Source organism: Streptomyces sp. SM11, assembly GCF_002910905.1.
In the GTDB taxonomy this organism is placed as follows: domain Bacteria; phylum Actinomycetota; class Actinomycetes; order Streptomycetales; family Streptomycetaceae; genus Streptomyces.
In genome coordinates this window covers 23,840-49,281 of the sequence record NZ_NEUE01000252.1, presented here as the reverse complement: position 1 = coordinate 49,281, position 25,442 = coordinate 23,840, and the positions used below count along the sequence as shown (strand labels likewise).

Here is a 25,442-nt window from a genome sequence, read left to right as displayed (position 1 = left end):
GCGCCGGACGGTCTTCGTGGCCTCGCGATCACCGCGTCCCTCACTCACCCTGCAACACCTCGTACGCACTCGCGTCCGAGTCGTGGAACAGCCGGTACCACGCGTCCAGCTTCTCCGGCCCGTACACCCCGAGCAGCGCAAAAACCTCCCGCGCGAACGCCACCGGCTCCGTCGGTCCGGCCGTGATCAGTCCGTCGTCGGTGACCGCGTCCGCGTCGACGTACCGCGCGCCGCCCGCGTACCCCGTCGCCGCGAGGTAGAAGGAGACCGCGCTCGTGTGCGTCCGGCCGTCCAGCAGCCCTTCCCGGGCCAGCCCGCCCGTCGCCCCGCAGATCGCCGCGACCGGCACCCCCGCGTCCAGGAAGCCCCGGGCCGCCCGCGCGAACGGGGCCAGCCCGTCCCCCGTGTCCCACGCGGCAGCACCGGTCAGGATGAGCAACGCGCTGTCCTGCGCCCGCAGTTCGTCCAGGGGCAGGTCGGGCCGGACGCGCAGGCCGCCCATGGTCGTGACCGGCTCCCGGGAGAGCCCCACGGTCCGCACGGTGTAGCCGTTCTGTGTGAGATGGGCGGTGGTGTGCCCGGTCTCCCAGTCGGCGAAGGCGTCGTACACGGCGAGATGAACGGTCCTGCCGGTTCCGCCGGTTCTGCTGCTGGTCATGATGACCTCCTCGGCTAGATGACAGAAGGCTGTCATGTCGACAGTGTGCTGTCAATGCTTCGCGCGCGGCCCCGGACCCGACACCCTGCCGATCCATCCGCCCCAGGCCGTACAAGGTGGCCATGGAGACGGCCCCCACCAGCGCCTACGCTCGCCGCATGACCCCTCATGCCCCTCATGCCCCGTACGCCGACCCCGCGGCCGGTGCGGCCGTGAAGGCCGCGGACCGCGCGCACGTGTTCCACTCCTGGTCCGCCCAGGGCCTCATCGACCCGCTCGCCGTCGCCGGCGCCGAGGGGTCCTGTTTCTGGGACTACGACGGCAACCGCTACCTCGACTTCACCAGCGGGCTCGTCTACACCAACATCGGCTACCAGCACCCCACCGTGATCGCCGCGATCCAGGAGCAGGCGGGCAAGCTCGTCACCTTCGCGCCCGCGTTCGCCGTCGAGTCGCGCTCCGAGGCCGCACGTCTCATCGCCGAGCGCACCCCCGGCGACCTGGACAAGATCTTCTTCACCAACGGCGGCGCCGAGGCCGTCGAGAACGCCATCCGCATGGCCCGGCTGCACACGGGCCGTACGAAGGTGCTCTCCGCCTACCGCTCGTACCACGGCGCCACCTCCACCGCGATCAACCTCACCGGCGACCCGCGCCGCTGGCCCTCCGACAACGGCTCGGCGGGCGTCGTCCGCTTCTGGGCCCCGTTCCTCTACCGCTCCCCGTTCCACGCGGCGAACGAGGCAGAGGAGTGCGCCCGCGCCCTCCAGCACCTGGAGGACACCCTCGCCTTCGAGGGTCCGTCCACCATCGCCGCGATCATCCTGGAGACGATCCCGGGCACGGCCGGCATCATGACCCCGCCGCCGGGCTACCTCGCCGGTGTCCGCGAGATCTGCGACCGGTACGGGATCGTCTTCGTGCTCGACGAGGTGATGGCCGGATTCGGCCGCACCGGCGCCTGGTTCGCCGCCGACCACTTCGACGTCGTGCCGGACCTTTTGACCTTCGCCAAGGGCGTCAACTCCGGTTACGTACCGCTCGGCGGCGTCGCCATCAACGCCGAGATCGCCGCCACCTTCGAGAACCGCCCCTACCCCGGCGGCCTCACCTACTCCGGGCACCCGCTGGCCTGCGCCGCCGCCGTCGCCACCATCGGCGTGATGGAGGAGGAGAAGGTCGTCGAGCACGCGGCCCGCATCGGTGAGACGGTCCTCGGCCCCGGCCTGCGCGAACTGGCCGAACGCCACCCCTCGGTCGGCGAGGTCCGCGGACTCGGCGCGTTCTGGGCGCTGGAGCTGGTCCGCGACCGGGAGACCCGCGAGCCGCTCGTCCCGTACAACGCCTCGGGCGAGGCCAACGCCCCGATGGCGGCGTTCGGCGCGGCGGCGAAGAAGCAGGGGCTGTGGCCGTTCATCAACATGAACCGGACCCACGCCGTCCCCGCCTGCAATGTCTCCGAGGCCGAGGCCGGGGAAGGGCTCGCCGCCCTGGACGTCGCGCTCTCCGTCGCCGACGCGTACACGGTGCAGGGCGCGTAACGGCCCTCCCGGCCTGTACGCCGGGCAACCGGATGACCCGATTCCGTACGCGATCGACCCCGTACGCCTCACCGCCGTGCCCGGAATCGGGCACGGCGGCGGCCCTGGCTTAAGGTGACCCGAGCCAGAGTGACCCCCGCCGGAAACGGTCGGCGAACGGGGACCGACAGGGGCGGACGGGGGCGGACGGATGGGGGCCGGTATGAGTCCGAGCGGAGGTGTGACGCGCAACACCCTGCGCCAGCAGATCGCCGACGCGCTGCGTGACGAGGTGCTCGCGGGGCGTCTTCCGCCGGGCCGGGAGTTCACCGTCAAGCAGATCGCCGAGCAGTACGGGGTCTCCGCGACACCCGTCCGCGAGGCGCTCTTCGACCTCTCCGCACAGGGGCTCCTCGCCTCCGACCAGCACCGCGGCTTCCAGGTACGCGAGTTCACCGTCGCCGACTACCGCGCGATGGCCGAGGCCCGCGCCCTCGTCGTCGAGGGCCTCTTCCGTAACCCCGCCGAACGGGTCGCCGTCCGGCCCGAGGGCCTCGCCTCGATCCGCCGAAGGGCCGGGGAGGCGGTCCGCGCGGCGAAGGGCGGCGACCTCGACGTGCTGATCGGGTACGACCTGCGGTTCTGGCGGGAGCTCGGACAGTTCGTCCTCAACCCGTACATCGCCGACTTCCTCACCAAGCTCCGCGTCCAGGCCTGGGTGTTCGCCGTGCACCGGCTGCGCCGCGACGGCATGGACGAGAACCTGCTGTGGTTCGGCCACGAAGAGCTGGTCGAGGCCATTGCCCGGTGCGACCACGAGCAGGTCCACGCCGCCATGCACTCCTACTACGCACACGCGCTCGCCTGGGCGGACCGGCTGGAAGCGCGGGAGGCCGAGGAGAACGCCCCCGGGCCGTCGGAGTCCTCCGGGTCCTCGGGGTCCTCGGGGTCCTCCGGGTCCTCCGGGTCCTCCGGGTCCTCGGGGTCCCCGGCATCTCCGGAGGCCCCGGGGCACTGTGCGTGAGGTTCGCCCCGCACTACGCTGTTCCGACGATCGCCCGAACCTGTTGGAGAGCGAGACTTCGTGGCCTGTGACCTGTGGCTGGTCCCCCTCGTCGATGTGCTGTGCCACAGCGCCGACAATCCGTTCGCCGAAGAGATCGCCGTCTACGACAAGGCGCTGAACGACGCCGGGCTCCCGCCCGTCCCCGTCTACGCCTACATGCCGGGCCTCAACGGTGAGGTCGCCCCCGTGGCCGGCTTCGACTACGACGCCCTGCACTTCCTGCGCCGCGCCTACCTGCTCCAGCTGAGCGGCCTCGCCGTCACCCCTGTCGCCGGTCTCGACGGCGACTACGAGCAGCTCCTGGAGATGTTCGAGCAGGGTGCGCAGCAGTCGCACCTGGTCTGGCACTACGACCACGCCGGGGCGTACGTCCCGGTGGACTTCCCGGCCCCGCTCTCCGACGACGCGCTCCTGGCGGGCGGCGGACCGCTGGGCTCCGCCCACGGGCTGCTGCGGGAGCTGGAGTTCGTGGCCCCGTCCATCGGCATCGACCCGGCCAACCCGCCGGCCGCCCCGCAACCGCCCTCCGGCCCCACCGCCCTGGAGGAACCGGCGAGCCCGATCCTCTACGACGACAGCCCGTTCGCCCGGGAACGCCACGTCTGGCTGGGCCTCCACGCGGCAGCGACCCGCAGCCTGGCCCAGGGCTCAATGATCATCTTCAGCTGAGCCGAACCCAGCCCGTCCGGCGATTGAGGACCGGGGGTCCGGGGCGGCCCCCGAAGGCTCACCCCGCACCCCCGGCCCCCGGAATCCTCACCGCGGCGGCGACTCCGGCGGCCGCTGCCGCGGCATGTTCGGCCGGGCCGCCACCGACGGCATCGAGAACCGCCCCGGCGCCGCCCCCGGCTCGCCCCGCCCCCCGGCGCTCCCCGAAGCCAGGGCCTGCATGCCCATCGGCGCGGGCCCGGCCCGGAACTCCACCATCCAGTCCGCCGTCTCCGACCGCACCAGCTCGGTGACGTCCTCGGAGAACCTCCGCAGCACCCCCAGGCACCGCTCGGCCGCCTCGCTGGCCGTGCCCTCGGTCGGCCCGAGCATCTCCCGTACGCACTCCGAGGCCCAGTCGAACTGGAGCACCTGGAGCCGCCGCTGCACGGCCTGGGCCGTGGCGAGGTTCCTTATCCACCCGGAGGTGAGGCCGAAGTACCGGTCGCAGGCCATGCAGGCGGCACCCAGCAGCAGCGACAGATAGCCCCAGCCCGCCGAGCCGCTCAGCGCGCCGGTCAGGTCGAGCAGCGGCAGGGCGGCCCCGGCGACCACCCCGGCGGCGGTACCCGTCCGCAGGGCCCTGGCGGCCCGGCGCTTCCAGATCCGGTCGTTCAGATACCAGTCGGCGGTGTCCAGGGCGCCGGTCTCGACCCAGCGGTAGAGCTCGTCGAGCCGCTCGGCCGGTTCGCCCCAGTCGCCGAGCGGGAACGGGCGCCCGGTCAGATCGCGCCCGGCGGGGCGTTCCCTGCCCGGACCGGAGTCGGAATGCTCGGCTCCGATCTCACCGGATCCCGCATCGGACTCCTTGCGGGGCGGCCCCTCGGGCTGCATCTCCGGCTGACTCACCGGGGCACTCCTCTGCACTCTGACGGACGGGACGGACGCGTTGGGCTCTTCCGGGACCGATCGACCCGGCCGGCCCGGAGAGGGCGGGGCGGTCCGCGCGACCGACGACCCTCGTGGGGTAACTCTGCGTCACCGCACATGCACGCTCGTGTGCCGATGTGCATGCCCTTCCTACCGCCGAATGGTGGGCCGTGGGGTCGAAATCGCGGGATTCCCGCCTGGGCGGGGTCGCTGGTCAGGTATAGGAGCACTCACGCCGGTTCCGGAATCTCACCCGAAAGAGTTGGTCCCCGGCGGGTGGAGCGCGGTGACCGGGGAGCACGTAGGCTCGGCTTACCGAAACATTTGTCGTCGAAATGCCAGGAGTGACCGTGATTCCCGGTGGTGGCCAGCCCAATATGCAGCAGTTGCTCCAGCAGGCCCAGAAGATGCAGCAGGATCTCGCCGCGGCCCAGGAGGAACTGGCCAGGACCGAGGTCGAGGGACAGGCGGGCGGTGGTCTCGTGAAGGCCACCGTGACCGGTTCCGGCGAGCTCCGCGCCCTGGTGATCGACCCGAAGGCGGTGGACCCGGAGGACACCGAGACGCTCGCCGACCTCGTCGTCGCGGCCGTCCAGGCGGCCGGCGAGAACGCGCAGGCGCTCCAGCAGGAGAAGCTCGGCCCGCTGGCACAGGGCCTGGGCGGCGGAGGCGGCATCCCCGGCCTGCCGTTCTGACCGGACCGTTCTGGACCGGACCGTTCTGACCGGACCGGCCACAGGCAGGCTCGCGGGGCCTACTGGTACCGACCCGTACCCACTACGGTACGGAGCAGGAAGCAAAGAAAGGCGTTCCGTTGTACGAAGGCGTTGTTCAGGACCTCATCGACGAACTGGGCAGGCTGCCCGGCGTCGGTCCCAAGAGCGCGCAGCGGATCGCCTTCCACATCCTGCAGGCCGAGCCCACGGACGTACGCCGGCTCGCGCACTCCCTCCTGGAGGTCAAGGACAAGGTCCGGTTCTGCACCGTGTGCGGCAATGTCGCGCAGCAGGAGCAGTGCGGGATCTGCCGGGACGCGCGCCGCGACCGGAGCGTCATCTGCGTGGTCGAGGAGCCCAAGGACGTCGTCGCGATCGAGCGGACGCGGGAGTTCCGCGGCCGCTACCACGTCCTGGGCGGGGCGATCAGTCCCATCGAGGGCGTCGGGCCGGACGACCTGCGCATCCGTGAGCTGCTGGCGCGGCTCGCGGACGGCTCCATCACGGAGCTGATCCTCGCGACCGACCCCAATCTGGAGGGCGAGGCCACCGCGACGTACCTGGCGCGGATGGTCAAGCCGATGGGCCTCAGGGTGACCCGGCTGGCCAGCGGCCTGCCGGTCGGCGGCGACCTGGAGTACGCCGACGAGGTCACCCTGGGCCGCGCCTTCGAGGGGAGGCGGCTGCTGGATGTCTGACCCCACCGCCGTACCTCCTCGGCCCCCGCACGTACTGCCGTCCGCTTCGCCGTCCGCTTCACCGTTTGTGACCGCGCCCACGGGAGGTCCCCTCGATGTCTGACGCCACGCTGAACTCCGTCACGCAGGACCCGGACGACTTCGCCGTCCAGATCGCGGACCAGATCAAGACGTTCATCGTCGCGGTCACCGAGGTGTCCAAGGTCGACGAGCCGGAAGAGGCCGTCCCGGTCCTGCTCCTCCAGGTCTCGCAGCTCCTGCTCGCGGGCGGCCGCCTCGGCGCGTACGAGGACGTCCTGCCCGACGAGCGGTACGAACCGGACCTCGGCCCCGAGCCGGACGCGGACGGCCTGCGCGAGCGGTTCGCGGTGCTCCTGGAGCCGATCGACGTCTACTCCGAGGTCTTCGACCCGTACGAGCCCCGCAAGGCCCCGGTCCCGCACCGGATCTCCGACGACCTGGCCGACCTCGTCACCGACCTCGGCCACGGCCTCGCGCACTACGACGCCGAGCGCACCGCCGAGGCGCTGTGGTGGTGGCAGTTCTCGTACTTCTCCAACTGGGGCTCCACCGCCTCCGCCACCCTCCGCGCCCTCCAGTCCCTGGTCGCCCACATCCGCCTCGGCCAGCCCCTGGAGGAGCTGGACGGCCTGGACACCGACCAGGACCCGGGCGAGGAGGACCTCGCCGAGGAAGCGGGCCGCGTGATGCTCCAGGAGATCGCGGCCCCGCTGGGCCTGCGCCAGGTGAAGTAGGCGGAACGGGCGGGAGGCCGATTGCGTTGAGCGGGCAGAGCAGCTGGGCCGAGGTGAGACAGCGGATGCGCGCGGGCGCCCCGGAGGCGAATGACGCCGAGCGGGAAGCGCGCAGGCAGGCGGCGCGTACCGCTACCGAGGCGTACGTGCTGGGGCACCATCTGCGGGTGATCCGCTGCTCCTGCGCTCCGCCCTTCATCGCAACGGGCTTCGATACCGGGTGTCGGTGAGGCCTGTGCATGAGCTCAGGCGAACGGCCGACGTCGTGTTCACCAAGGCCCGCGTGGCCGTGTTCGTCGACGGCTGCTACTGGCACGGCTGCCCCGAGCACCACCGACCCGCTACCAAGCGAGGCGAGTTCTGGCAGGAGAAGATCGCGGGAAACCGGGCCCGTGACGCCGACACGAACGCGTCCCTCAGCGCGCAAGGCTGGGCCGTCGTGCGCGTTTGGGAACACGAAGATCCCGAAGCGGCCGCCGACAGGATCAGCGGCATCGTCAGATCCCGGCTCGGAGAGTCGTAACGCACCGCGCCCCACCTCGGCTGATGCCGAGGCGGGGCGCCTTTGTCGTTGAGGTGCGGTCGTTACGCTGCGGCGACCAGCTCGCGCGCCCGTTCGTTGAAGTCGGCCACCAGGCGATGCGTCCCGAACGGCTCCATACGTCGCTGCAAGTCCTGCACGGCCTCGACGCACCGCGAACTCTTGACCTGCCGCGACAGCGAGAGTGTCCGCAGCCCTGCGGAGTGGGCCGCCTCAAGGTCACGCCGCTGCAAGTGGGATACAGCGAGTGCGGCCTGCGACATGGCACCCCGGCGGGCGCGACGCTGCTTGCGGGCGTGGTCGATCGACTGGCGCGCGTGCCGCTCGGCCCTCTCGGCCTGCCCGAGGTCCCGGAAGGTGTTCGCGTGCTCGCCATGGAGGTACGCGGGGTCGATGAACGCCGCCCACTCCTGCTCGTCCTCCAGCCGTACGCGGCCGTACGCCGTCTCGGACCGCGTCACAGCCCGAGCCGCGTCGGACTTGTCACCGAGCTTCGCCAGCGCACGAGCCTCCAGGGCCCATAGATCGGCGAGGCATGCGGGGGAGGTGTTCTTGCCCAGCCCGGCGCGGCCGGCCTGGGCAAGCCGCCGGCCCTCCGCCGGGTCGCCGAGCAGTGTCGCCTGGTCGGCCATACCCGCGAGGACGTGAGCGCCGAGCGCCGCGTTCTTCGACTCCTCCGCCAGGCGTAGCGACTGGATCAAGTACCGCTGGGCCGTGCCATGTTCTCCGGTGTCGTACGCCATCCATCCGAGGAGATACGTCTGCTCGGCCGCCGCTTCGCACAGCGCCCGCCGCACCTCGTCCGAATGCGTTCGGCGCAGCAGCGGGTAGACGTGCTGGTTCATGTACTCGGCGAGGATGAGACGGCCCGAGCCGCCGCCCTGGAGTACGTCCATTTTCTGGAACTCGCCGAACATGTTCTTCACCGCGGTGACGTCTTCAAAGCGTACGCGCGGGCCGGGATCCGGGTGCTGATCAATAGTGTTGAGCAGCCAGTCGCGCGAGGGCCCAACGGCTGCGACTGCGGCGAAAGGTGCCGCTGCCAGGAACTTTCGACGATCCACGTCCGCTCTCCCCAAGTCGGCAACGGCTTCCACCGTAACGGCGAAAGAGGAGTTGTAGGCGAGCGACCGATCTGCGGTGCCGCCCTCGGCGAAGCCAAGGTCGTATGCTGTGACCCGAAATCCGACGCTCGCCGAGATCACGTCGGCGATGACCTCTGGCACCGGAGAACGTGGCTGAAGGCCGGCCAGCCAGCGCCTCACCGCCGTGGCGTCCGTCTGAATGTGCGGCTGACCCCATACCTGAGCTGCGGCTTTGACGCGGCGGGCCAACTCCTTGTTGCTCATACCCGACCGCTCAAGCCACCGTGCGAAATTCGTGTTCGGTGACGTCATATTGAGTTCCTACCCCTTCGCCGCGGCCGGTAGTTCAAGTGCCACCCCTTGCCACCCCTTCTGACGGTACCCCCGGACGCGCCTTGGGGGTTGCCTGGATGAACGAACCAACCGTGCAGGCAAGGGAGTTGCACTCATATGCCAAGACCAGCGGAGCGCAGGTTCTCCCGAGCCGATGCCGCAGTGCCCGAGGCGCGTTCATTCTTACGCCATGTGCTGAGCGAGTGGGACATCATCGACCGTTCCGACGACGCTCTGCTCTGCCTCTCGGAACTCGCGACGAACGCGATTCGGCACGCGGTCCCGCAAGGTGGGTACTTCCTCGTCGCGGCATCCCTCATCGACGGCCGCCTGCGCGTCGAGGTCCATGACCAGTCCGGTCGCCTTCCCCACATCAACTGCCCGGATGCCGAGGACGTGTCCGGACGAGGGCTGTTACTCGTGGATGCCCTCGCCGACGGATGGGGGGTGCAGCCGCGCGTTCCGAGCGGCAAGACCGTATGGACCGAGTTCAAGATCGAGACCCGGCACAAATCAGCGGCGGGAGCGATCCCATGCTGACGCGGCCCGCCACGATCGCGCCGAGTGCTGGACTGCTCGCCTCGGTGGCCGCATGGTTCTGGATCGATCCCACGAAGGTCGGTCACCTCGCCTTCCTGCTGATCGCGCACCCGCCCGGTCTCCGCCCTGGTGAGTCACCGCAGATGGTCGAGGCGCGGATGCGGGGCCTCGCCGACGCTCTCACCCTGGCAGAGCCGACCGTGCTCCTGCCCGACATCGGTTCGCGGCTCTTCATGCATCAGGAGTCGGACGTGCTGCTGCGGCTCGACGGCTGCGACTACCTGCTCCATGTGCCCATCGGCGGCGACTGGGTGCGCTTCGTCTGTGACGGGGGAACCGTCACCGTCGTAGTCGGTCCGGACCCGCTCCCGGTCAGCTCGTCGCTCGAATTCGTCGACGCGTATGTGACCGAGCGTGCGCTGCAAGGGCGGCTCCGCCTCGGCAAGACCCGCGCCGCCCCTCCTCAGAGCTTCCGTCCCACCGCCCTCGGGCGGTCGGACGGGGATCACCGCACAACTCCTAGCACCATCGGCCCCAGTGAAAGGCGACAGTGATGTCCGTACTCGTTGAACGCGTCCCGACCCTCTCGCACGTGACCCGCTCCCAGCCCGCCGGCCCTCTGGCCACCCGGCCCTTCGGACTGGACGCCCTGACCACCCCCGTCACCGCTGGCCGGCAGCCCGCGGTCTCGGTCGATCCGGACTCGCAGCTCTCGCTTGTCGAAGGCGCAATCGCCATCTACATCGAGGCAATGGCCGGTACGTCGTGCAACACCGAGTCGGACGGCAGGGACGCCATCGCCATCGACACCGACCAGAACGACGACTGATGGCCCCCACCCATGGGCAGAGCACGCGCGGCGCTGTGGCGCCGCGTGTGCTCGTCATCACCTACGCACTCGACCCCACCGCCGACTTCGTGTTGCGTGAGCTGGGCGAGCGCGGCGTGCCGTTCTGGCGTACGGACCTGGCCGACTTCCCCAGCCGGTCGACGCTCACCGCCGAGTTACGGCCCGAGGGGCGATGGGACGGGCGGGTGTACGACCAGCTGCGCGGCGTCGACCTGTCCGAGGTCCGATCGGTGTGGTGGCGCAAGCCCACCTCGTACTCCTTCCCCGACACCATGAGCGACCCCGAACGACGCTTCGCCGCGTCGCAGGCCAAGGGCGCGCTCCCGGGTGTGCTCGGCTCGCTCCCCGACGTGCTGTGGGTCAACCGCCCGGAGCGGAACGCCGACTGCACGAAGCCGGCACAGCTCGCCGTAGCGGCCGAGGCCGGGCTCTGCGTTCCGGAGACGCTGATCACGAACGACCCGGGTGCTGTCGCCCCGTTCGCCGCCAAGTGCGGCGGGCGCATCGTGACCAAGGTGTTCGGCAGCATCGTCCACACCGAGGACGGCAAGCGCGGGCAGCTCTACACCCGTCGCGTCCCGCCCGAACAGTTCGGCGACCCGCGCATCGGGCTCACCGCCCACCTGTTCCAGCGCGAGATCACCGACAAGGCGTACGAGGTGCGCGTCACCGCCGTCGCCGGGCAGCTCTTTCCCGTCGCCGTCCACGCACCAGAAGGCCCCACCCGCCTCGACTGGCGCCGCGACTCGTCGACACTCGCCTACACACCCGCCGAGCTCCCGCGCGACGTCGCCCACGGCATACGCGCCATGCTGCGCGGCCTCGGCCTCGTCTACGCCGCGCTCGACCTCATCGTCGACACCACAGGCACCCACTACCTGATCGACGTGAACCCCGGCGGGCAATGGGCATGGATCGACCTCACCCGCGAGGCCATCACCCACGCTCTCGCCGATCTACTGGAGAAAGGCACCCTGTGACCACCGATCCCGACCTCGCCCAGGCCGCCGCCGTCGGACGCGCCAGGCTCGCCCAAGCCCTGGTCGACTCAGGCGACGTGACCGACTCCGACTGGCAAGCCGCGTTCGAGAGAGTGCCCCGGCACGTATTCGTCCCCTACTTCTACGACCACACTGGCCGCAAAATCTCTGCGGACGACGCCGGGACGCGCGACCAGTGGTTCGCGGCCGTGCACGAGGACCGAGCCTTGGTCACGCACCGCACCGACGGCGCGGCGACCTCGTCGAGCTCTCAGCCTTCGATCATGGCGACGATGCTGGAGGCATTGCGGGTCGAGGACGGTGTAGGAATGAAGGCGCTGGAGATCGGCACAGGGACCGGCTACAACGCCGCACTCCTCGCGCACCGCCTCGGCAGCCACCTCGTGACCACCGTCGACACCGAGCCCGAACTCATCACCGCAGCGCGCGCTCATCTCGCCGAAGCCGGATACGAACCGCGTGTCGTCCTCGCCGACGGCGCGTACGGACACGCGGAACTCGCTCCGTACGACCGCATCATCGCCACCTGCCGCATCGACTCCGTACCGCCCGCATGGGTACGCCAACTCGCCGATGGCACCGTCACCGGCAGCGGCGCAGGCCAGATCCTCGCCCCGCTCGGCAACGCCTTGGTCCGCATCCTCCGCACTGGCCCCCTCAAAGCCGAGGGCCAGTTCCTCCCCGGAGGCGCCTACTTCATGCCGCTGCGACGCGCCGCCGGTGACGGCGTCCCGACGTGCCGGCCCGAGCTCCCCACCGGCGAGGGCCGCCCCACGGACGTACCCGCCGCCGTGGTTGCCAATAACGCGTACCGCTTCCTGCTGAGCATCGTCGAGCCCGACCTCGACTGGCAGTACGACCTCGACGAGGACAAGAAGCCGACCGCTGTCCGCGTCTGGTCCGCCGATGGCGCGATCGCCAGCCTCCACGCCGACGGCACTGTGAGTGAGGCCGGCCCCCGCTCTCTGTGGTCCCGGCTCGAAGACGCGCACCGCGTCTTCACCGAGCACGACGAGCCCGGCCCCGAGCGCTACGGCCTCACCGTCGACAACGAGGCCCAGCGCGTATGGCTCGACTCCCCGGAGGGCCCGAGCTGGGCCCTCCGCATATAGCCGAGTCGCAACACCACGCGGTCGACAACAAGCACCCGGCGGCCGATGCGACGGCTGCCGGGCAGTGCCGCATCACGGGCAACGCCATGAAACGTACGTCTCCGCAGGTCCGCCCGAGGCTCAAGCCCCGAGTCGCGAGCGCCGGGCTTCGAGCCCTCTCTGTAGGAACGGGCGGTCGGGTTCAACCCACCCACCCTCCCTCCCCGGCCAGACGCCGAACTGCACCGCAGGCTGCGCGAATTCGACCAGGAGTGACGTTTGGTGACCGGGTTGCGCCGGAGCGTATGCACGCTCTAGGTTCGCGATGAGCAACCCACTATCCGTAAAACGGACAACCCCGGTGGTGCTCGCAACACCGACCGGGGTCTGACCGTAAGAGATCGCACCCTTTAGAAAGACGATCCCCCATGGCTTCTGCCAACCTTAGTGCCGCCCTGCGCGCGCCCGCCCACCCCATGGCGAAAGCCGGGTACGGAAAGCGCCACGCCCCCGACCAGGCCCCGCCCCGTGCCACTGACTTCGCCGGCCTGGAGCCGCGTGAGGCGGCGATCGCCGCGTACGTCGACCGGCTCCCCGAAGGCGCGGCGATCGGCTACAAGGTGCTGGCCGAGGAGCTGCCTGACTTCGGGCAGCAGGCGTGCCGCAGCGCGCTCGACCGGCTGACCCGGGCCGGACACCTCCGGCGCATCAGGGTCCATGTCACCGTGGCTGACGGCCAGATGCGCTGGGTGACGCGTACGTACTTCTCCCGGACCGCCCGCGACGCCGACTGGTGGGCCGCCCATGTGCGGTTCGTGCGGGGCATGGACGCGCCGGGCCAGCCCCCGGCACCCGCTGCTGCTTCCGCCGGCACGGAAGCGGTCGAGGAGCCCGAGCCCGGCGTCCGGGCCCCGCGCTCGGAGGCGTACGACGTCCTCGCCGGGCTCGGCCGCCGCGAGCCCCGGCTCCAGCTCTCCGAGGGTGACTGCGTGGCGTTGGAACACCTGGTCGGGGAATGGCTGGCGCGCGGCGTCGGCCGCGAACAGCTCACCCAGGCCCTGACCTCGGGCCTGCCGGCGTCCGTGCACTCCGCCGGACCCCTCCTCCGTAAACGACTGGAGACCAAGATGCCGCCGAGCCCCGCCCCGCAGCCGGAGAGGGACCACCCGAGCGAGCAGATCGTGGGCATGGTGATGATGTGCCTGTTCTGCGACGAGGACGAGACGACGACCACGCTGGACCACGGCGTCTGCCGCGACTGCCATGCAGCCGTCGCCCGCGACGAGGCGATGGGCCTGACCGGCGACGTACCGGACACCTTCCTGGCCCGGCCGCGCGCCGAGGTCGACGTCGCCGCCCGCATGGCCGAACTCCGCTCGGCCACGGTCCGCCCGGTGCTTCCGGCCCCGAGGCCGCGTCGGTGAGCGTGCGGGACATCCCGGTCGGGGCACCATGGAGGCAAGGAGGCGACGCCGTGACCCCCAGGACCACCGCCCAGCCCCAGATGAGTGTCGAGGAGTTCGAGGAACTCGCCAGCCGAGCACCCGAACTGGTGCGGCTGGAGTTCATCCACGGAAAGGTCCGGGTCAAGCCCGCGCCCGACGGCAATCACGGGGCGATCGTCATGTGGTTGCTGAGGCAGTGCATGCAGTGGCGTCCGGAACTGTCGCTCTTTCCCGATCAGGGCCTGGCGATCGAGACGTGCCGCAAGGGCCGGGCCCGCCCCGACGGCGTCCTCGCACCCGACGAGCACTTCGCCGGGGCGGGGGAATGGGCCGACCCCACCGGCGTACTGATGACCGTCGAAGTCACCTCCCGTGACGCGGACACCAACCGGCGCGACCGGGTCGAGAAGCCCGACGGTTACGCGGCGGCCGGCATTCCGGTCTATCTGCTCGTCGACCGTGAGGCGTGCTCGGTCACCGTCTTCACCGAGCCGGAGAAGGGTACGTACCGTTCCGCCACCACTCGGCCCTTCGGCGCGGTCGTCGAGCTGCCCGGACCGGTCGGCTTCACGCTCGACACCGAGAAGCTCAAGGAGTACGCCGGCTGACCGTCCCGGCTCGCCCGACCGCGCCGGATCGTGTGGGCTGGGATGTGCCCCGATCGTGTGGGCTGGGACACAAACGGGAGTGCTCCCGGGCTGGCTGGGCAACAGCCCCGTACGAGCGGTTCGGGGCGACACGCCGTACCGGGTGATGAGCGGGACATCTCATCATCTGGTATGGGCGGGTCGATTCCGGACTGCTCGTTAAACTGAGCCGACCGCAGAAATGACTGAGCGAGGAGCGCACGTGGGCCTTGTCGTGCAGAAGTACGGAGGCTCCTCCGTAGCCGATGCCGAGGGCATCAAGCGGGTTGCCAAGCGAGTCGTCGACGCCAAGAGAAACGGCAACCAGGTGGTTGTCGTGGTGTCCGCGATGGGCGACACGACGGACGAGTTGATAGATCTCGCCGAGCAGGTATCGCCGATCCCTGCCGGCCGTGAGTTCGACATGCTGCTGACCGCCGGCGAGCGGATCTCCATGGCCCTGCTGGCGATGGCGATCAAGAACCTGGGCCATGAGGCCCAGTCGTTCACGGGCAGCCAGGCCGGTGTCATCACCGACTCGGTCCACAACAAAGCGCGCATCATCGACGTCACGCCGGGCCGCATCCGGACCTCGATCGACGAGGGCAACATCGCCATCGTCGCCGGGTTCCAGGGCGTGAGCCAGGAGGGCAAGAACATCACCACCCTCGGCCGCGGCGGGTCGGACACGACCGCTGTCGCGCTGGCCGCCGCGCTGGACGCCGAGGTCTGTGAGATCTACACCGACGTCGACGGCGTCTTCACCGCGGACCCCCGGGTCGTGAAGAAGGCGAAGAAGATCGAGTGGATCTCCTTCGAGGACATGCTGGAGCTGGCCGCGTCCGGCTCCAAGGTGCTGCTGCACCGCTGCGTGGAGTACGCACGCCGTTACAACATCCCGATCCACGTCCGCTCGTCCTTCTCCGGACTGCGCGGCACCTGGGTCAGCAACGAGCCGCAAGGGGACCAGCAGGTGGAGCACGCGATCATCTCCGGAGTCGCCCACGACGTCTCGGAGGCCAAGGTCACCGTCGTCGGCGTCCCGGACAAGCCGGGCGAGGCGGCCGCGATCTTCCGCGCCATCGCGAACGCCGAGGTCAACATCGACATGGTGGTGCAGAACGTCTCCGCCGCGACGACCGGCCTGACGGACATCTCCTTCACCCTGCCCAAGGCCGAGGGCCGCAAGGCCATCGACGCCCTGGAGCGGACCAGGAGCAGCATCGGGTTCGACTCGCTCCGCTACGACGACCAGATCGCGAAGATCTCCCTGGTCGGCGCGGGCATGAAGACCAACCCGGGCGTCACGGCCGGATTCTTCGAGGCGCTGTCCGACGCGGGCGTGAACATCGAGCTGATCTCGACATCCGAGATCCGTATCTCGGTGGTCACGCGTGCCGACGACGTCAACGAGGCCGTGCGCGCCGTGCACACCGCCTTCGGTCTCGACAGCGACTCCGACGAGGCCGTCGTCTACGGAGGCACCGGCCGATGACCGCACACCGCCCTTCGCTCGCGGTCGTCGGCGCGACCGGGGCGATCGGCGGTGTCATGCTCCGGATCCTCTCGCAGCACGCGGATGTCTGGGGCGAGGTCAGACTCGTCGCCTCGCCGCGCTCGGCCGGCCGCAAGCTGGTCGTGCGCGGTGAGGAGAGCGAGGTCCTCGCGCTCACCGAGGACGTGTTCGACGGCGTCGACGTGGCCCTCTTCCTGGTGCCGGACGACGTGTCCGCCCACTGGGCCCCGATCGCCGCCGCCAAGGGCGTCGTCGTCATCGACGACTCGGCGGCCTTCCGGCTCGACGACGACGTACCGCTGGTCGTCCCGGAGATCAACCCCCATGCCGCCCGGCTCCGGCCGCGCGGCATCGTCGCGTCCCCGAACTGCACCACGCTGTCGCTGATCGTCGCGGTCGGCGCGCTGCACGCCGAGTACGGGCTGCGCGAGCTGATCGTCTCCTCCTACCAGGCGGTCAGCGGTGCGGGCCGGGACGGCGTCGCGGCCCTGCGCGAGCAGCTGGCACTGGTGGCCGGCACGGAGCTGGGCACCCGGCCCGGGGACGTCCGCCGGGCCCTCGGTGACGAGGCCGCCACGGCGGACAGCCCGTTCGCCGCACCCGTCGCCCTGAACGTCGTGCCCTGGGCCGGTACGGACGCCGGGGACGGCTGGTCCTCCGAGGAGATCGCCATCCGCGAGGAGTGCCGCAAGGTGCTGGGCCTGCCGGCTCTCAAGGCCACCGCGACCTGTGTGTACGTTCCCGTCGTCGCGACGCACTCGATGTCCGTGCACGCCCGCTTCGAGAACGAGGTCGCCGTCGGCAAGGCGCACGAGATCCTGGCGACAGCCCCCGGCGTGGTGCTGTTCGACAACCCGGAGTCCGGAGACTTCCCCACTCCGTCGGATGTGGTCGGTACCGATCCCACCTGGGTGGGCCGGGTCCGGCGGTCGATGGACGATCCGCATGCCCTGGAAATGTTCCTTTGCGGTGACAATCTCCGAAAAGGTGCGGCTTTGAACGTGGCGCAGATCGCCGAATCGGTCGCCGCTGAATTTCCGCGGGGATGATCGAACCTGTTTTGTAGGATCTGTGAACGCCCTATGAGCAATTCGCTGGTCTGAACCTCTTGAGCTGGGGCGTTGTCGTATCCGACGATGATCTCCCGGCCATCTGCAACCGAACTTCGGCCGGGCGGCGTCTATGCGGTCACTTCTTGCGTGACCGGACGCTATGACGGGGCATTTGGGGAAGAGCAGGTACGTATGAGGGCATGTCGCACAGTGCCGAACGTGGCACCGTCCGCGTACAACCCTGACGGGGGGCAGCGTGTCCAACAGGCGTGGCAGAGGTTCTCGACATCACCGTGGTGGGCCCGTTGCGAGGCGCGTCGGCGCGTCCGCTCCGGCGGCCCCGCGCGCCCGGCGGCATGCCGGTGATCGCGCCCATGCCCGCTGCGCGCCCGGCCCAGCTGCCCTCGCAGCGCGGGGGCGCTGACGAGGCGGTGGCAGCTGGAACCACGGTCGACCACCTCACCGAGACCTATCGCGCCCACTACCGCTCCCTACTGGGCCTCGCGGCCCTGCTGCTGGACGACACCGCGTCCTGCGAGGACGTGGTGCAGGAGGCGTTCATCCGCGTGCACTCCGCGCGCAACCGGGTCCGCGAGCCGGAGAAGACCCTCGCGTATCTCCGCCAGACCGTGGTCAACCTCTCGCGCTCCGCACTGCGCCGCCGCATCCTCGGACTGAAGCTGCTCTCCAAGCCGATGCCGGACATGGCGAGCGCGGAGGAGGGCGCCTACGACCAGCTGGAGCGGGACGCGCTGATCAAGGCGATGAAGGGCCTTCAGCGACGCCAGCGCGAGGTGCTGGTGCTGCGCTACTTCGCGGACATGACGGAGGCCCAGGTCGCCGAGACGCTGGGTGTCTCCCTGGGGTCGGTCAAGGCGTACGGTTCCCGGGGTATCGCGGCGCTGCGCGTCGTGATGGAGGCCCAGACGTGAGCGGGCCCGAGCAGCGCCCCGGACAGGGCCCCGAGCACAGGAACGAGAATGACCCGACGGGAAAAGGAATGGTGAACCACGGGCCGGAGGAGACTCCGCACACCGGTCCGGACCGCCCGTACGGCGGGAGCGCGGGGCCCGGACCGGGGGAGACCCCGGAACCCGCGCGGCCCGTGCTGGTGGAGTACGAGGCCGGCGAGGAACCCGACGAGCTGGACGAGGTGGCCCTGCGCAGCATGCTGCGGGGTGCGGTGTGCGAGCTCGCTCCCTCCGAGGGGACCCTCGAACATCTCCACCGCGCCGTCCCCGCCCGCCGGGCCAGGCGACGGCAGGCCGTCGTCGGGGCGGCCGCCGCGGCCCTGCTGATCGGCACCGCCGTCCCCGCCTTCGTCCATGTCGCGGCCTCGGACGGCCCGTCCACCGCCCGCCCCGCCATCGCCGGGCACGGCGAACAGGTCCAGGGCGGCAACGGGGACGACAGCGGCCCGGAGGAGCCCGGACCGCGGATCGTGGAGCCCACCGAGCGCGAGAGGGAGGGCGGCGTCGGCGAGGCCGCCCCGGACCCCAGCCCGACCGAAGGCGAGGGCGGTGACCCCGACGGCGCGGTGACGGGCGAGGAGACCGCCTCCCCCAGCCCGGGTTTCGCGGCCCTGCCGGTCTGCGACCCGAGCCAGCTCGGCGTCGCCTCCGCGGGCACCGACGCGCCGGGGACCGACGGCACGGTCTACGGCAGCTTCAAGATCGCCAACGTGTCCGGCAAGGTCTGCACGGTCAGCAGCAACGGCACGGTGGGCGTCACCGCCATCGGCGCGGCCGACCCGCTCAAGATCGGCGTCGTCCAGCACGCCGCGGGCGACGCGGCCCCCGGGCTGCCGGACCCCTCGCAGGAGCCGGGCACGGTGCTGCTGAAGCCGGCCATGGCGTACGAGGTGCGGTTCGCCTGGGTGCCGGCCGACAGTTGTCCGGCCGTGGGCCCGTCACCGAGCCCGACCCCGTCGGCGGACGGCGTCGGCGGATCGGTCGGCGAGGGCACCGATCAGTCCGGCGTCGAGGCGCAGTCGCTGCGCGAGGACGGGGGCAGGGCGGAGGGCAGCGTCGCGGTGACGCACACCCCGGAGGCGGGAGCGCCCACCGCGGAGACGAAGATCCCCAACGCCTGCTCGGGCACGGTCTACCGCACGGGCGTACTCGCCACGTCGTAGTCCGGCGAGGACGACCCGTCCTGCGGCGAGGACGGGTCCTGCTCGTCTTCCGGGACGAGGCCGAATGCGATGTCGCGCACGGCCTCGGCCTCGCGGCGCACCAGTCGGAACCACATGAAGAGCACGAAGCCGGCGAAGACGAACCACTCGCCCGTGTACCCGAGGTTCTGGAAGGCCTTCAGATCGAGGCCGCTGCCCTGCGGGGCCGCCGCGGGCACGGGCTTCATCGCCCCGCCCGTAGCGCCCGCCCCGGCCTCGGGAAGCGTCACCCAGGCGTCGTACACGTCGTACGGGACGAGGTTCACCAGGGTCGCGGCGCTGATCATGCCGACCTGGCCCCCGGGGAGTCCGCCCCGGGCGTCGACCCCGTCGCTGTGGGCGTTCTCGGAGGCCTGGAGGTCGCCGGTCACCGTGACCTCGCCCCCCGGCGCCGCGGGCACCCGGGCGTCGCTCGCGGAACCGGGCAGCCAGCCCCGTACCACCGGCAGGGCCTTGCCGCTGTCCATACGCAGCAGACTCAGGACGTAGAAGCCCTGCCGGTCGTCCAGTTCACGGCCGGGCACCAGGAACTGGTCGGCGTACGTGCCGGTGGCGACGGCCGGGCGGCCGGACGTCACCTTGTCGACGGGCAGCAGCTCGTCCAGGGGTTTCGCGGCCCGCGTGCTGGGATCGGGCTGCTTCTCCGCCTGTTCGTGCGACTGCACACGGTCCTCGAAGCGGCCGAGCTGCCAGGTGCCCATGAACACGCAGAACGGGATGGCCAGCACGACGAAGAGGTTGATCCCCCACCATCGCGGGGTCAGCAGGAACCGGTACACCCCTCAAAGGTACGGTTGCCCGCCCCGGGCTCCCGGAGCGGGGTCCGTGATTCATCCGGCCCTCACGCCCGCCCGCGGCCCGGGTTCACCCCGCCGAACCGGCCACCGCGCCTTCTCCCAGGTGCTTCAGGGCGAACTCCAACTCCAGCCGCACCTGCTTGATCCGCTCCTCCACCACGAGGGAGCCGTGCCCGGCGTCGTACCGGTACACCTCGTGGACCGCGCCGCGCGCCGCGAGCCGGTCCACGTAGTTCTCCACCTGACGGATGGGGCAGCGTGGATCGTTGACGCCCGCCGAGATGTAGAGGGGCGCGCGCACCGCGTCGACGTAACTCAGCGGGGACGAGGCCTCGAAGCGCTCGGGAACCTCCTCCGGCGTGCCGCCCAGCAGCGTGCGGTCCATCGCCTTCAGGGCCTCCATCTCGTCGTGGTACGCCGTGACGTAGTCCGCGACGGGCACGGCCGCCAGCCCCAGCGCCCAGGAGTCGGGCTGGGTGCCGAGGCCGAGCAGGGTCAGATAGCCACCCCACGAACCGCCGGCCAGGACCATGCGGGCCGGGTCCGCGAGCCCGGACGCCACCGACCAGTCCCGCACGGCCGCGATGTCCTCCAGCTCGATCAGACCGACCCGGTGCTTCAGCGCGTCCGTCCAGGCGCGGCCGTAGCCGGTCGAGCCCCGGTAGTTGACCCGGACGACCGCGAAGCCGTGGTCCACCCAGGCGGCGGGTCCGGAGGCGAACGCGTCACTGTCGTGCCAGGTCGGCCCGCCGTGGATCTCGAAGATCGTGGGGAAGGGCCCTTCGCCGGTGGCGGGCTTCTGCACGAGGGCGTGGATCCGGCCGCCCGGCCCCTCCACCCACGCGTCCTCGACGGGCACCGACGGCGGGGCCTTCGCCCCGGGCGGGTCCAGGACCACCGCGCCGCTCGTCGACCGCACCACGGGCGGCTGCGCGGCCGAGGACCACAGATACTCCACCGTGCCGTCCGGGCGGGCCGTGGCGCCCGACACCGTGCCGGCGGGGGTCTCCACGCGCACGGGCTCCGGGGCCCCCGGCTCGTACCGCCACAGTTCGCTGCGGGCCTCGAAGCCGTGCTCGATGAGCAGCGCGGAGCCGTCCGGATACCACTCGGCCCCCACATCGCCCGGCAGGTCGACCGGCAGCGCGGTCTCCGTGCCCGAGACCGGGTCCCAGATCATCGGCTCCCAGCGGCCCCGGCGCTGATGCCCGACGAGCAGCCGGGAGTCCCCGGCCACCGGCGCGAAGCCCAGCACGGCGAGCCCCAGCTCCTTCGTGCCGCCCTCGGTGTCGTCCAGCTCGGCCACCGTGGAGCCGTCCGGGCGCACCACGCGCAGCGCGGAGTGCATCGCGTCGCCGTGCTCGGTGTGCTCCAGCGCGATCAGGGTCCCGTCGTGGGAGAGGTCCCCGACCCCCGCGGACTCCCGGTGCCGGTAGATCTCCACGGGCTCGCCGCCCGGCTTCCGCACCAGGTGGACCGTCGTGCCGTCCTCGTCGGTCGAGCGGCCGATCACCGCCGAACCGTCCCGTCCGATGGCCAGGCCCGCCGGGTAGGAGGGCGCGAGGCCCGGGGCGGCCGGCTCGTCCTCCCCGCCGTCGAACGGCTGGCGCATCCACACCCCGAACTCGTCGCCGTCGGTGTCGCTGAACCACCAGATCGCTTCGCCGTCCGGTGTCAGCACCCCGTCCGTCGTGCCGTTCGGCCGGTCGGTGACCTGGCGCTGCCGCCCGCTCGCCCGGTCCCACGCGTACAGCTCGTAGGTCCCGGTGGCGTTCGAGACGAACAGCGCGCGGTCGGGGGCGTCCTCGGCCCAGTCGGGCAGCGAGACACGAGGCGCACGGAACCGCATCTCCCAGTCGGGCACAGCTGCTGCATCAGTCGTCATGCTCCTATCCAACCCGATCCCGCGGCCGGCCCGTGACGGGATTCGGAAACCCTTCCTTCTGGCGGTCCGCAATGCCGGTCCGAAACCGGTCCGCACTCCTGGTTCGAAAGCCCGGATCTAAAGCCCGGTTCGAAATCCCGGTTCGAATCGCTGTATTGAATCCCTGGTCCGAGAGAAACAAGGTAATTCCGCGCCCGTCGCCCCCACGGGGCCGGAGGGCGCCGAATAGCCACTCGTGACCCTCCCGAGCCTCGGGCGGCTTTCCGGCCACGTACTCCCCGACTCCGGACGGCTGCCGTGACGCCAACCGCGCGCGCTGGGGCGAGCGCGCGCCTTCGAACCGGCTGAGGTCGGCGACGTCACCGGGAGGACCCTGCTGCACCGCCAGTGCCATACCGGTGTGGACACCCTTTCCTGGGCGCGGCGCGGCGCCGCACAGGGTGGTGGGCCTCGACTTCCCCGAACCCGCCGTCGAGACCGCCCGGGGGCTGGCCGGAACGCTGGAGCTGGGCCCGGACCGGGCGTCGTTCGTCGCGGCCGCCTCGCACGGCTTCTCCGGCCGATTGTCAGTGCTGGGGGCCACACTCGTTTCCATGACCGACATGACAGGCGGAACGGCGGGCGGAGCCACGCCCGGGACGACTTCCAGCACCACGCCCGGGACGACGACGGCCGCGCTGCGCGGGGCGGTGGAGGCGTACTGGACGGCGGCCGAGGCGCGCGACTGGAGCGCGTTCGGGTCGACCCTCGCCGAGGGCGTGGTGTACGACCTGCCGCAGACGCGGGAGCGGATCCGCGGCAAGGAGCGGTATCTCCGGTTCAACCAGGAGTATCCGGGCGACTGGCACGTCCGGGTCGAGCGGATCGTCGCCGACGCGGAGGGCCGGCAGGCCGCGGCCCGGACCGGGTTCACCGTGACGGGGGAGCAGCCGGGGCAGCCGTCGCAGGAGTTGGACGCCATTCACTTCTTCACGTTCGACGAGCAGGGGCTGATCACCGGGGTGACGGACTTCTGGCCCGAGTCGTACGAGCCTCCGGCCGGCCGCGAGCACCTGGTCGAGCGCTACTGAGAGCGGCGGCCCACCGGTCGCCCGGTGAACCGCCGCTCCCGCATGCTTTCCTACGTGGCCTACGTGGCCTACGTGGCCTACGTGGCCTACGTGGCCTACGTGGCCTACGTGGCCTACGTGGCCTACGTGGCCTACGTGGCCTACGTGGCCTACGTGGCCTACGTGTTCTGCACCGCGGAGCGGAAGGCGGGCAGATAGCCGCCCGACTGCCCCGCTGCCTTGGGGTGGTACGAGTCGTGGATCGGGAACGTGACGCCGTGGAGCCAGGCGTCGCCCGAGCACAGCTCGTGTCCGGTGAATTCGTCCACCACGCCGGAGAAGGTGAATCCGGCGTCTGCGGACCGCTTGGCCAGGACGTCGTTCAGCACGTCCGCCGCGTTGTTGATCGCTGACCGTTCGGCCTCGGTGAGCCCGGCGACGCAGCTGCCGGACAGCTGGTAGAAGCGGGGGTAGCCGAGGACCACGACCTGGGCCTGCGGGGCGCGGGCCCGGATGGTGTCGTAGAGCGAATCCAGGCTTCCGGGAAGGGAGTTGTTCATCCGCGCGATGGCGTTGTTCACGCTGTTGATGCAGGTGGCCTCGCTCGACAGCACGCAGTCCTGCATGACGTCGGCGAACCCGACGTCATTGCCTCCGGCGGTGACGCTTACCAGTGAGGTGGACGAGCTGAGCACACCGAGCTGGCCGCTCGCCACGGACGAGGTGGTCGCCCCCGAGCAGGCGACGAAGTCGAACGAGGCGGGGGAGTTCGCGGCCTGCCACAGATGCGGGTAGGCGTTGGTGCTGCGCCGGCAGATGCCGCTGTCGGGAAGGTAGCTTCCGGCGCCGACGCCCGAGGAGTAGGAGTCGCCGAGCGCGACATAGCCGCCCGCGGCGGTGGAGTCGGCCGAGCCGGCCGCGGAAGCCGGTCCGGCGATGCCGAGTACGGCCACGGCGGCGAGCGCGAGAGCGGACACGGATGCCCGAATTCTTCGTACTGACATGGTTGCCGGTCCTTCGAGGCGTGGGGGGATGGGGGGAGGAGCGAAGCAGTTTCTAGCAGTTCGTGGCACCCGCCGGTAATGCCCGTACGGAAAGTCGTCTGGTATGACCGAATGCCCGTTCGGTGGGCCGTGCTCCGCGCGCAGGTAAACCCTCAACTCTGTGCTGTTTCCGCCGAGTCAGTGAGAATTCGGTGCGTCCAGGCGGGCTCGTTCGGGTGTGATTCGTGGTGCGGCAGGGCCCTGCCCGGCGCCCGGCGCGCCGGAAAGTTCATCCGGTCGGCTCAACTCCCGTAGTGCGCCGGGAGCGAGAGGAGTGCGCGGGGGGACGTCCCGTTCCCGGAGTGCCGTTGGGCGAGGAGATGACGCGGCTGTTGGAGCCGGAATCCCGGATCCGCATCGAAGGTGCGGCCGCCCTCGACGGGGCGACCGCACCCTTCGCTTCTCCGCGTCTCCGTGGATATCAGGTCGTGGCGTGCCAGTACACCGCCAGGCGTGCCTGGCCCACGGGCGAGATGCGCTTGTGCCACTTGGTCCACTTCGTGGAGTACTTGATCCTGCCGTTGTGATTTCCGGAGCTGGTGGTGATGAGTTCACCGTGGTTGATTCCGGCGTTGTACTGGACTTCGTGGTCCGCGGTGCCGGCGATGCCGGAAGTCTCGGTGACGGTTCCGTCGTCGTACGAGGAGACGGTGGTCCAGTCGGTGCTCATGTTGCCGTTCCTGGTGGTGCTCGGCATCTTGCTCGGGAGGCCCTTGAGGAAGCTGCTGCCCGGCTTCATGTCCTTGCACTGCCGGGCGTTTCCGCAGAGGGTCACCCTGCTCTTCGTGATCCCGGCGTGCGGGGTGCCGAGCGTCACGACGTCCTCGATGTAGAGCTTCGTCGGGAATCCCGGGGTGCGCTTATGGGTGTAGTGCAGAGCGGCACGGACGACGAGGCCTCCCATGGAGTGGGCTACGACGTCGACCTTCTTGTTCTTCTTCGTGTAGTGCTTGGAGACGTAGTTCGCGAATTTCTTGGCCACATCCTTGATGGACGTGTCACGGCTGCCGCCGGCGTTGTACGAGCAGTTCTTGTTCTTCGAGTAGTAGCCGAAGGTGAGCAGGTTTCCCTTCCACCCGTTGTTGGTGAAATGCTTGCGGGCGGTGCTGAAGACCTTGGCGCAGTCATGCTTGCCGAACGGGGAGTGCCCGTGAACGAAGATGACCCGGTTGCTCTTCCCGTTCGACCGGGCCGGCTTGCCCGCCGCGCTGGCCGGCGCGACGGTGAGCATGGTGAGGACAGTCGCCAGCGCTGCGGCGAGAAGCAGCGTGAGCCGTCTCTGAGTTTTCTGCATGAAATTTCCCGTTTCCCCGTCTTTGAGTGTGTTCTCGACGGGCACATTAGCCCGGCCCGGTCGCGGGGTGTGCCGGTTGTTCACCCCGCATTCGGTCACGCTCGTTCGCCCGTCAACTAATCTCGCCCCC

Annotated in this window: 27 protein-coding genes and 1 pseudogene; 21 read left to right on the top strand and 7 right to left on the bottom strand. The window is 70.5% G+C overall.

Translation table 11 applies throughout. The features are described 5' to 3' along the window. Window positions 1-40: 40 nt before the first annotated feature. The gene (locus tag B9S58_RS27220) at window positions 41-658 is read right to left on the bottom strand and encodes a DJ-1/PfpI family protein (RefSeq protein ID WP_103534664.1); all 618 of its coding nucleotides are present in this window, start codon (window positions 656-658) and stop codon (window positions 41-43) included. A gap of 158 nt (window positions 659-816) precedes the next feature. On the opposite strand from B9S58_RS27220, the gene B9S58_RS27215 reads away from it, so the two are divergent. From B9S58_RS27215 to B9S58_RS27205, 3 genes are all read left to right on the top strand, one after another. Continuing rightward, window positions 817-2,199 (top strand): aspartate aminotransferase family protein, encoded by a 1,383-nt coding sequence (locus tag B9S58_RS27215; protein ID WP_103534712.1) that lies wholly within the window; start codon window positions 817-819, stop codon window positions 2,197-2,199. Window positions 2,200-2,401: 202 nt separating this feature from the next. Beyond that, window positions 2,402-3,202 carry a GntR family transcriptional regulator gene (locus tag B9S58_RS27210; protein ID WP_103534663.1) on the top strand — a complete coding sequence of 267 codons (801 nt, stop codon included), beginning with the start codon at window positions 2,402-2,404 and terminating at the stop codon, window positions 3,200-3,202. A 60-nt stretch (window positions 3,203-3,262) separates the two neighbouring features. Further along, entirely contained in the window at window positions 3,263-3,913 is a 651-nt protein-coding gene (locus B9S58_RS27205) for a hypothetical protein (protein ID WP_103534662.1), read from the top strand. Between the two features lie 87 nt (window positions 3,914-4,000). Here the strand turns inward: B9S58_RS27205 and B9S58_RS27200 are convergent, their stop codons facing one another. Next, window positions 4,001-4,801 carry an SLATT domain-containing protein gene (locus B9S58_RS27200; RefSeq protein WP_103534661.1) on the bottom strand — a complete coding sequence of 267 codons (801 nt, stop codon included), beginning with the start codon at window positions 4,799-4,801 and terminating at the stop codon, window positions 4,001-4,003. 371 nt (window positions 4,802-5,172) lie between these two features. Here B9S58_RS27200 and B9S58_RS27195 point away from each other — a divergent pair, with 371 nt between their 5' ends. From B9S58_RS27195 to B9S58_RS27175, 4 genes are all read left to right on the top strand, one after another. After that, on the top strand, window positions 5,173-5,517 hold the full coding sequence (locus B9S58_RS27195) for a YbaB/EbfC family nucleoid-associated protein (protein ID WP_103534660.1): 345 nt from the start codon (window positions 5,173-5,175) through the stop codon (window positions 5,515-5,517). A 119-nt stretch (window positions 5,518-5,636) separates the two neighbouring features. Then, window positions 5,637-6,236 carry a recombination mediator RecR gene (gene recR / locus B9S58_RS27190; RefSeq protein ID WP_103534659.1) on the top strand — a complete coding sequence of 200 codons (600 nt, stop codon included), beginning with the start codon at window positions 5,637-5,639 and terminating at the stop codon, window positions 6,234-6,236. 95 nt (window positions 6,237-6,331) lie between these two features. Next, a complete protein-coding gene (locus B9S58_RS27185) occupies window positions 6,332-6,991 on the top strand; it encodes a DUF5063 domain-containing protein (RefSeq protein ID WP_103534658.1) in 660 nt (219 codons plus the stop codon). Window positions 6,992-7,211: 220 nt separating this feature from the next. Then, complete coding sequence (locus B9S58_RS27175) at window positions 7,212-7,514, top strand: hypothetical protein (protein ID WP_308457927.1); 303 nt, start codon at window positions 7,212-7,214, stop codon at window positions 7,512-7,514. A 62-nt stretch (window positions 7,515-7,576) separates the two neighbouring features. On the opposite strand, the gene B9S58_RS27170 is transcribed toward B9S58_RS27175, so the two are convergent. Then, window positions 7,577-8,929: a transcriptional regulator gene (locus tag B9S58_RS27170; protein ID WP_103534656.1), complete on the bottom strand. Its 1,353-nt coding sequence runs from the start codon at window positions 8,927-8,929 to the stop codon at window positions 7,577-7,579. Between the two features lie 138 nt (window positions 8,930-9,067). On the opposite strand from B9S58_RS27170, the gene B9S58_RS27165 reads away from it, so the two are divergent. The 11 genes from B9S58_RS27165 (at window position 9,068) to B9S58_RS27115 (ending at window position 19,205) form a co-directional block, all read left to right on the top strand. Beyond that, on the top strand, window positions 9,068-9,490 hold the full coding sequence (locus B9S58_RS27165; protein ID WP_103534655.1) for an ATP-binding protein: 423 nt from the start codon (window positions 9,068-9,070) through the stop codon (window positions 9,488-9,490). Next, window positions 9,484-10,044, top strand: a complete 561-nt coding sequence (locus tag B9S58_RS27160) for a hypothetical protein (protein ID WP_103534654.1) — start codon at window positions 9,484-9,486, stop codon at window positions 10,042-10,044. Before B9S58_RS27165 ends, B9S58_RS27160 begins: the two co-directional genes overlap by 7 nt. After that, a complete protein-coding gene (locus tag B9S58_RS27155) occupies window positions 10,044-10,319 on the top strand; it encodes a hypothetical protein (RefSeq protein WP_103534653.1) in 276 nt (91 codons plus the stop codon). Before B9S58_RS27160 ends, B9S58_RS27155 begins: the two co-directional genes overlap by 1 nt. Continuing rightward, window positions 10,319-11,320, top strand: a complete 1,002-nt coding sequence (locus B9S58_RS27150) for an MvdC/MvdD family ATP grasp protein (protein WP_103534652.1) — start codon at window positions 10,319-10,321, stop codon at window positions 11,318-11,320. The genes B9S58_RS27155 and B9S58_RS27150 overlap by 1 nt, the downstream gene beginning before the upstream one ends. Beyond that, a complete protein-coding gene (locus B9S58_RS27145) occupies window positions 11,317-12,453 on the top strand; it encodes a methyltransferase domain-containing protein (RefSeq protein WP_103534651.1) in 1,137 nt (378 codons plus the stop codon). The genes B9S58_RS27150 and B9S58_RS27145 overlap by 4 nt, the downstream gene beginning before the upstream one ends. 407 nt (window positions 12,454-12,860) lie before the next feature. Continuing rightward, a complete protein-coding gene (locus B9S58_RS27140; RefSeq protein WP_258045084.1) occupies window positions 12,861-13,856 on the top strand; it encodes a hypothetical protein in 996 nt (331 codons plus the stop codon). A 50-nt stretch (window positions 13,857-13,906) separates the two neighbouring features. Next, window positions 13,907-14,485, top strand: coding sequence for a Uma2 family endonuclease (locus B9S58_RS27135; protein ID WP_103534649.1), 579 nt, complete (start codon window positions 13,907-13,909; stop codon window positions 14,483-14,485). A 241-nt stretch (window positions 14,486-14,726) separates the two neighbouring features. Further along, window positions 14,727-15,998: an aspartate kinase gene (locus tag B9S58_RS27130; RefSeq protein ID WP_103534648.1), complete on the top strand. Its 1,272-nt coding sequence runs from the start codon at window positions 14,727-14,729 to the stop codon at window positions 15,996-15,998. Then, window positions 15,995-17,068, top strand: coding sequence for an aspartate-semialdehyde dehydrogenase (locus B9S58_RS27125; RefSeq protein WP_103534647.1), 1,074 nt, complete (start codon window positions 15,995-15,997; stop codon window positions 17,066-17,068). Before B9S58_RS27130 ends, B9S58_RS27125 begins: the two co-directional genes overlap by 4 nt. A gap of 359 nt (window positions 17,069-17,427) precedes the next feature. Beyond that, window positions 17,428-18,003, top strand: coding sequence for a SigE family RNA polymerase sigma factor (locus tag B9S58_RS27120; protein ID WP_103534710.1), 576 nt, complete (start codon window positions 17,428-17,430; stop codon window positions 18,001-18,003). Between the two features lie 71 nt (window positions 18,004-18,074). Continuing rightward, on the top strand, window positions 18,075-19,205 hold the full coding sequence (locus B9S58_RS27115; RefSeq protein ID WP_103534711.1) for a hypothetical protein: 1,131 nt from the start codon (window positions 18,075-18,077) through the stop codon (window positions 19,203-19,205). Here B9S58_RS27115 and B9S58_RS27110 read toward each other — a convergent pair. Next, window positions 19,175-20,023 carry an SURF1 family protein gene (locus B9S58_RS27110; RefSeq protein WP_103534646.1) on the bottom strand — a complete coding sequence of 283 codons (849 nt, stop codon included), beginning with the start codon at window positions 20,021-20,023 and terminating at the stop codon, window positions 19,175-19,177. The genes B9S58_RS27115 and B9S58_RS27110 overlap by 31 nt on opposite strands. 85 nt (window positions 20,024-20,108) lie before the next feature. Next, complete coding sequence (locus tag B9S58_RS27105; protein WP_103534645.1) at window positions 20,109-21,926, bottom strand: prolyl oligopeptidase family serine peptidase; 1,818 nt, start codon at window positions 21,924-21,926, stop codon at window positions 20,109-20,111. A gap of 272 nt (window positions 21,927-22,198) precedes the next feature. Between B9S58_RS27105 and B9S58_RS27100 the strand changes: the two are divergent. The 3 genes and pseudogenes from B9S58_RS27100 to B9S58_RS38215 all read left to right on the top strand — a co-directional run. Then, a pseudogene (locus B9S58_RS27100) lies at window positions 22,199-22,465 on the top strand (class I SAM-dependent methyltransferase); the annotation flags it as partial. 150 nt (window positions 22,466-22,615) lie between these two features. Further along, a complete protein-coding gene (locus tag B9S58_RS27095) occupies window positions 22,616-22,996 on the top strand; it encodes a nuclear transport factor 2 family protein (protein ID WP_103534709.1) in 381 nt (126 codons plus the stop codon). Between the two features lie 54 nt (window positions 22,997-23,050). Continuing rightward, window positions 23,051-23,194: a hypothetical protein gene (locus B9S58_RS38215; RefSeq protein ID WP_181009476.1), complete on the top strand. Its 144-nt coding sequence runs from the start codon at window positions 23,051-23,053 to the stop codon at window positions 23,192-23,194. On the opposite strand, the gene B9S58_RS27090 is transcribed toward B9S58_RS38215, so the two are convergent. Both B9S58_RS27090 and B9S58_RS27085 read right to left on the bottom strand, forming a co-directional pair. Next, window positions 23,155-23,979, bottom strand: a complete 825-nt coding sequence (locus B9S58_RS27090; protein WP_103534644.1) for an SGNH/GDSL hydrolase family protein — start codon at window positions 23,977-23,979, stop codon at window positions 23,155-23,157. The genes B9S58_RS38215 and B9S58_RS27090 overlap by 40 nt on opposite strands. 460 nt (window positions 23,980-24,439) lie before the next feature. After that, window positions 24,440-25,312, bottom strand: a complete 873-nt coding sequence (locus B9S58_RS27085) for a triacylglycerol lipase (protein ID WP_258045083.1) — start codon at window positions 25,310-25,312, stop codon at window positions 24,440-24,442. Between the last annotated feature and the right edge of the window lie 130 nt (window positions 25,313-25,442).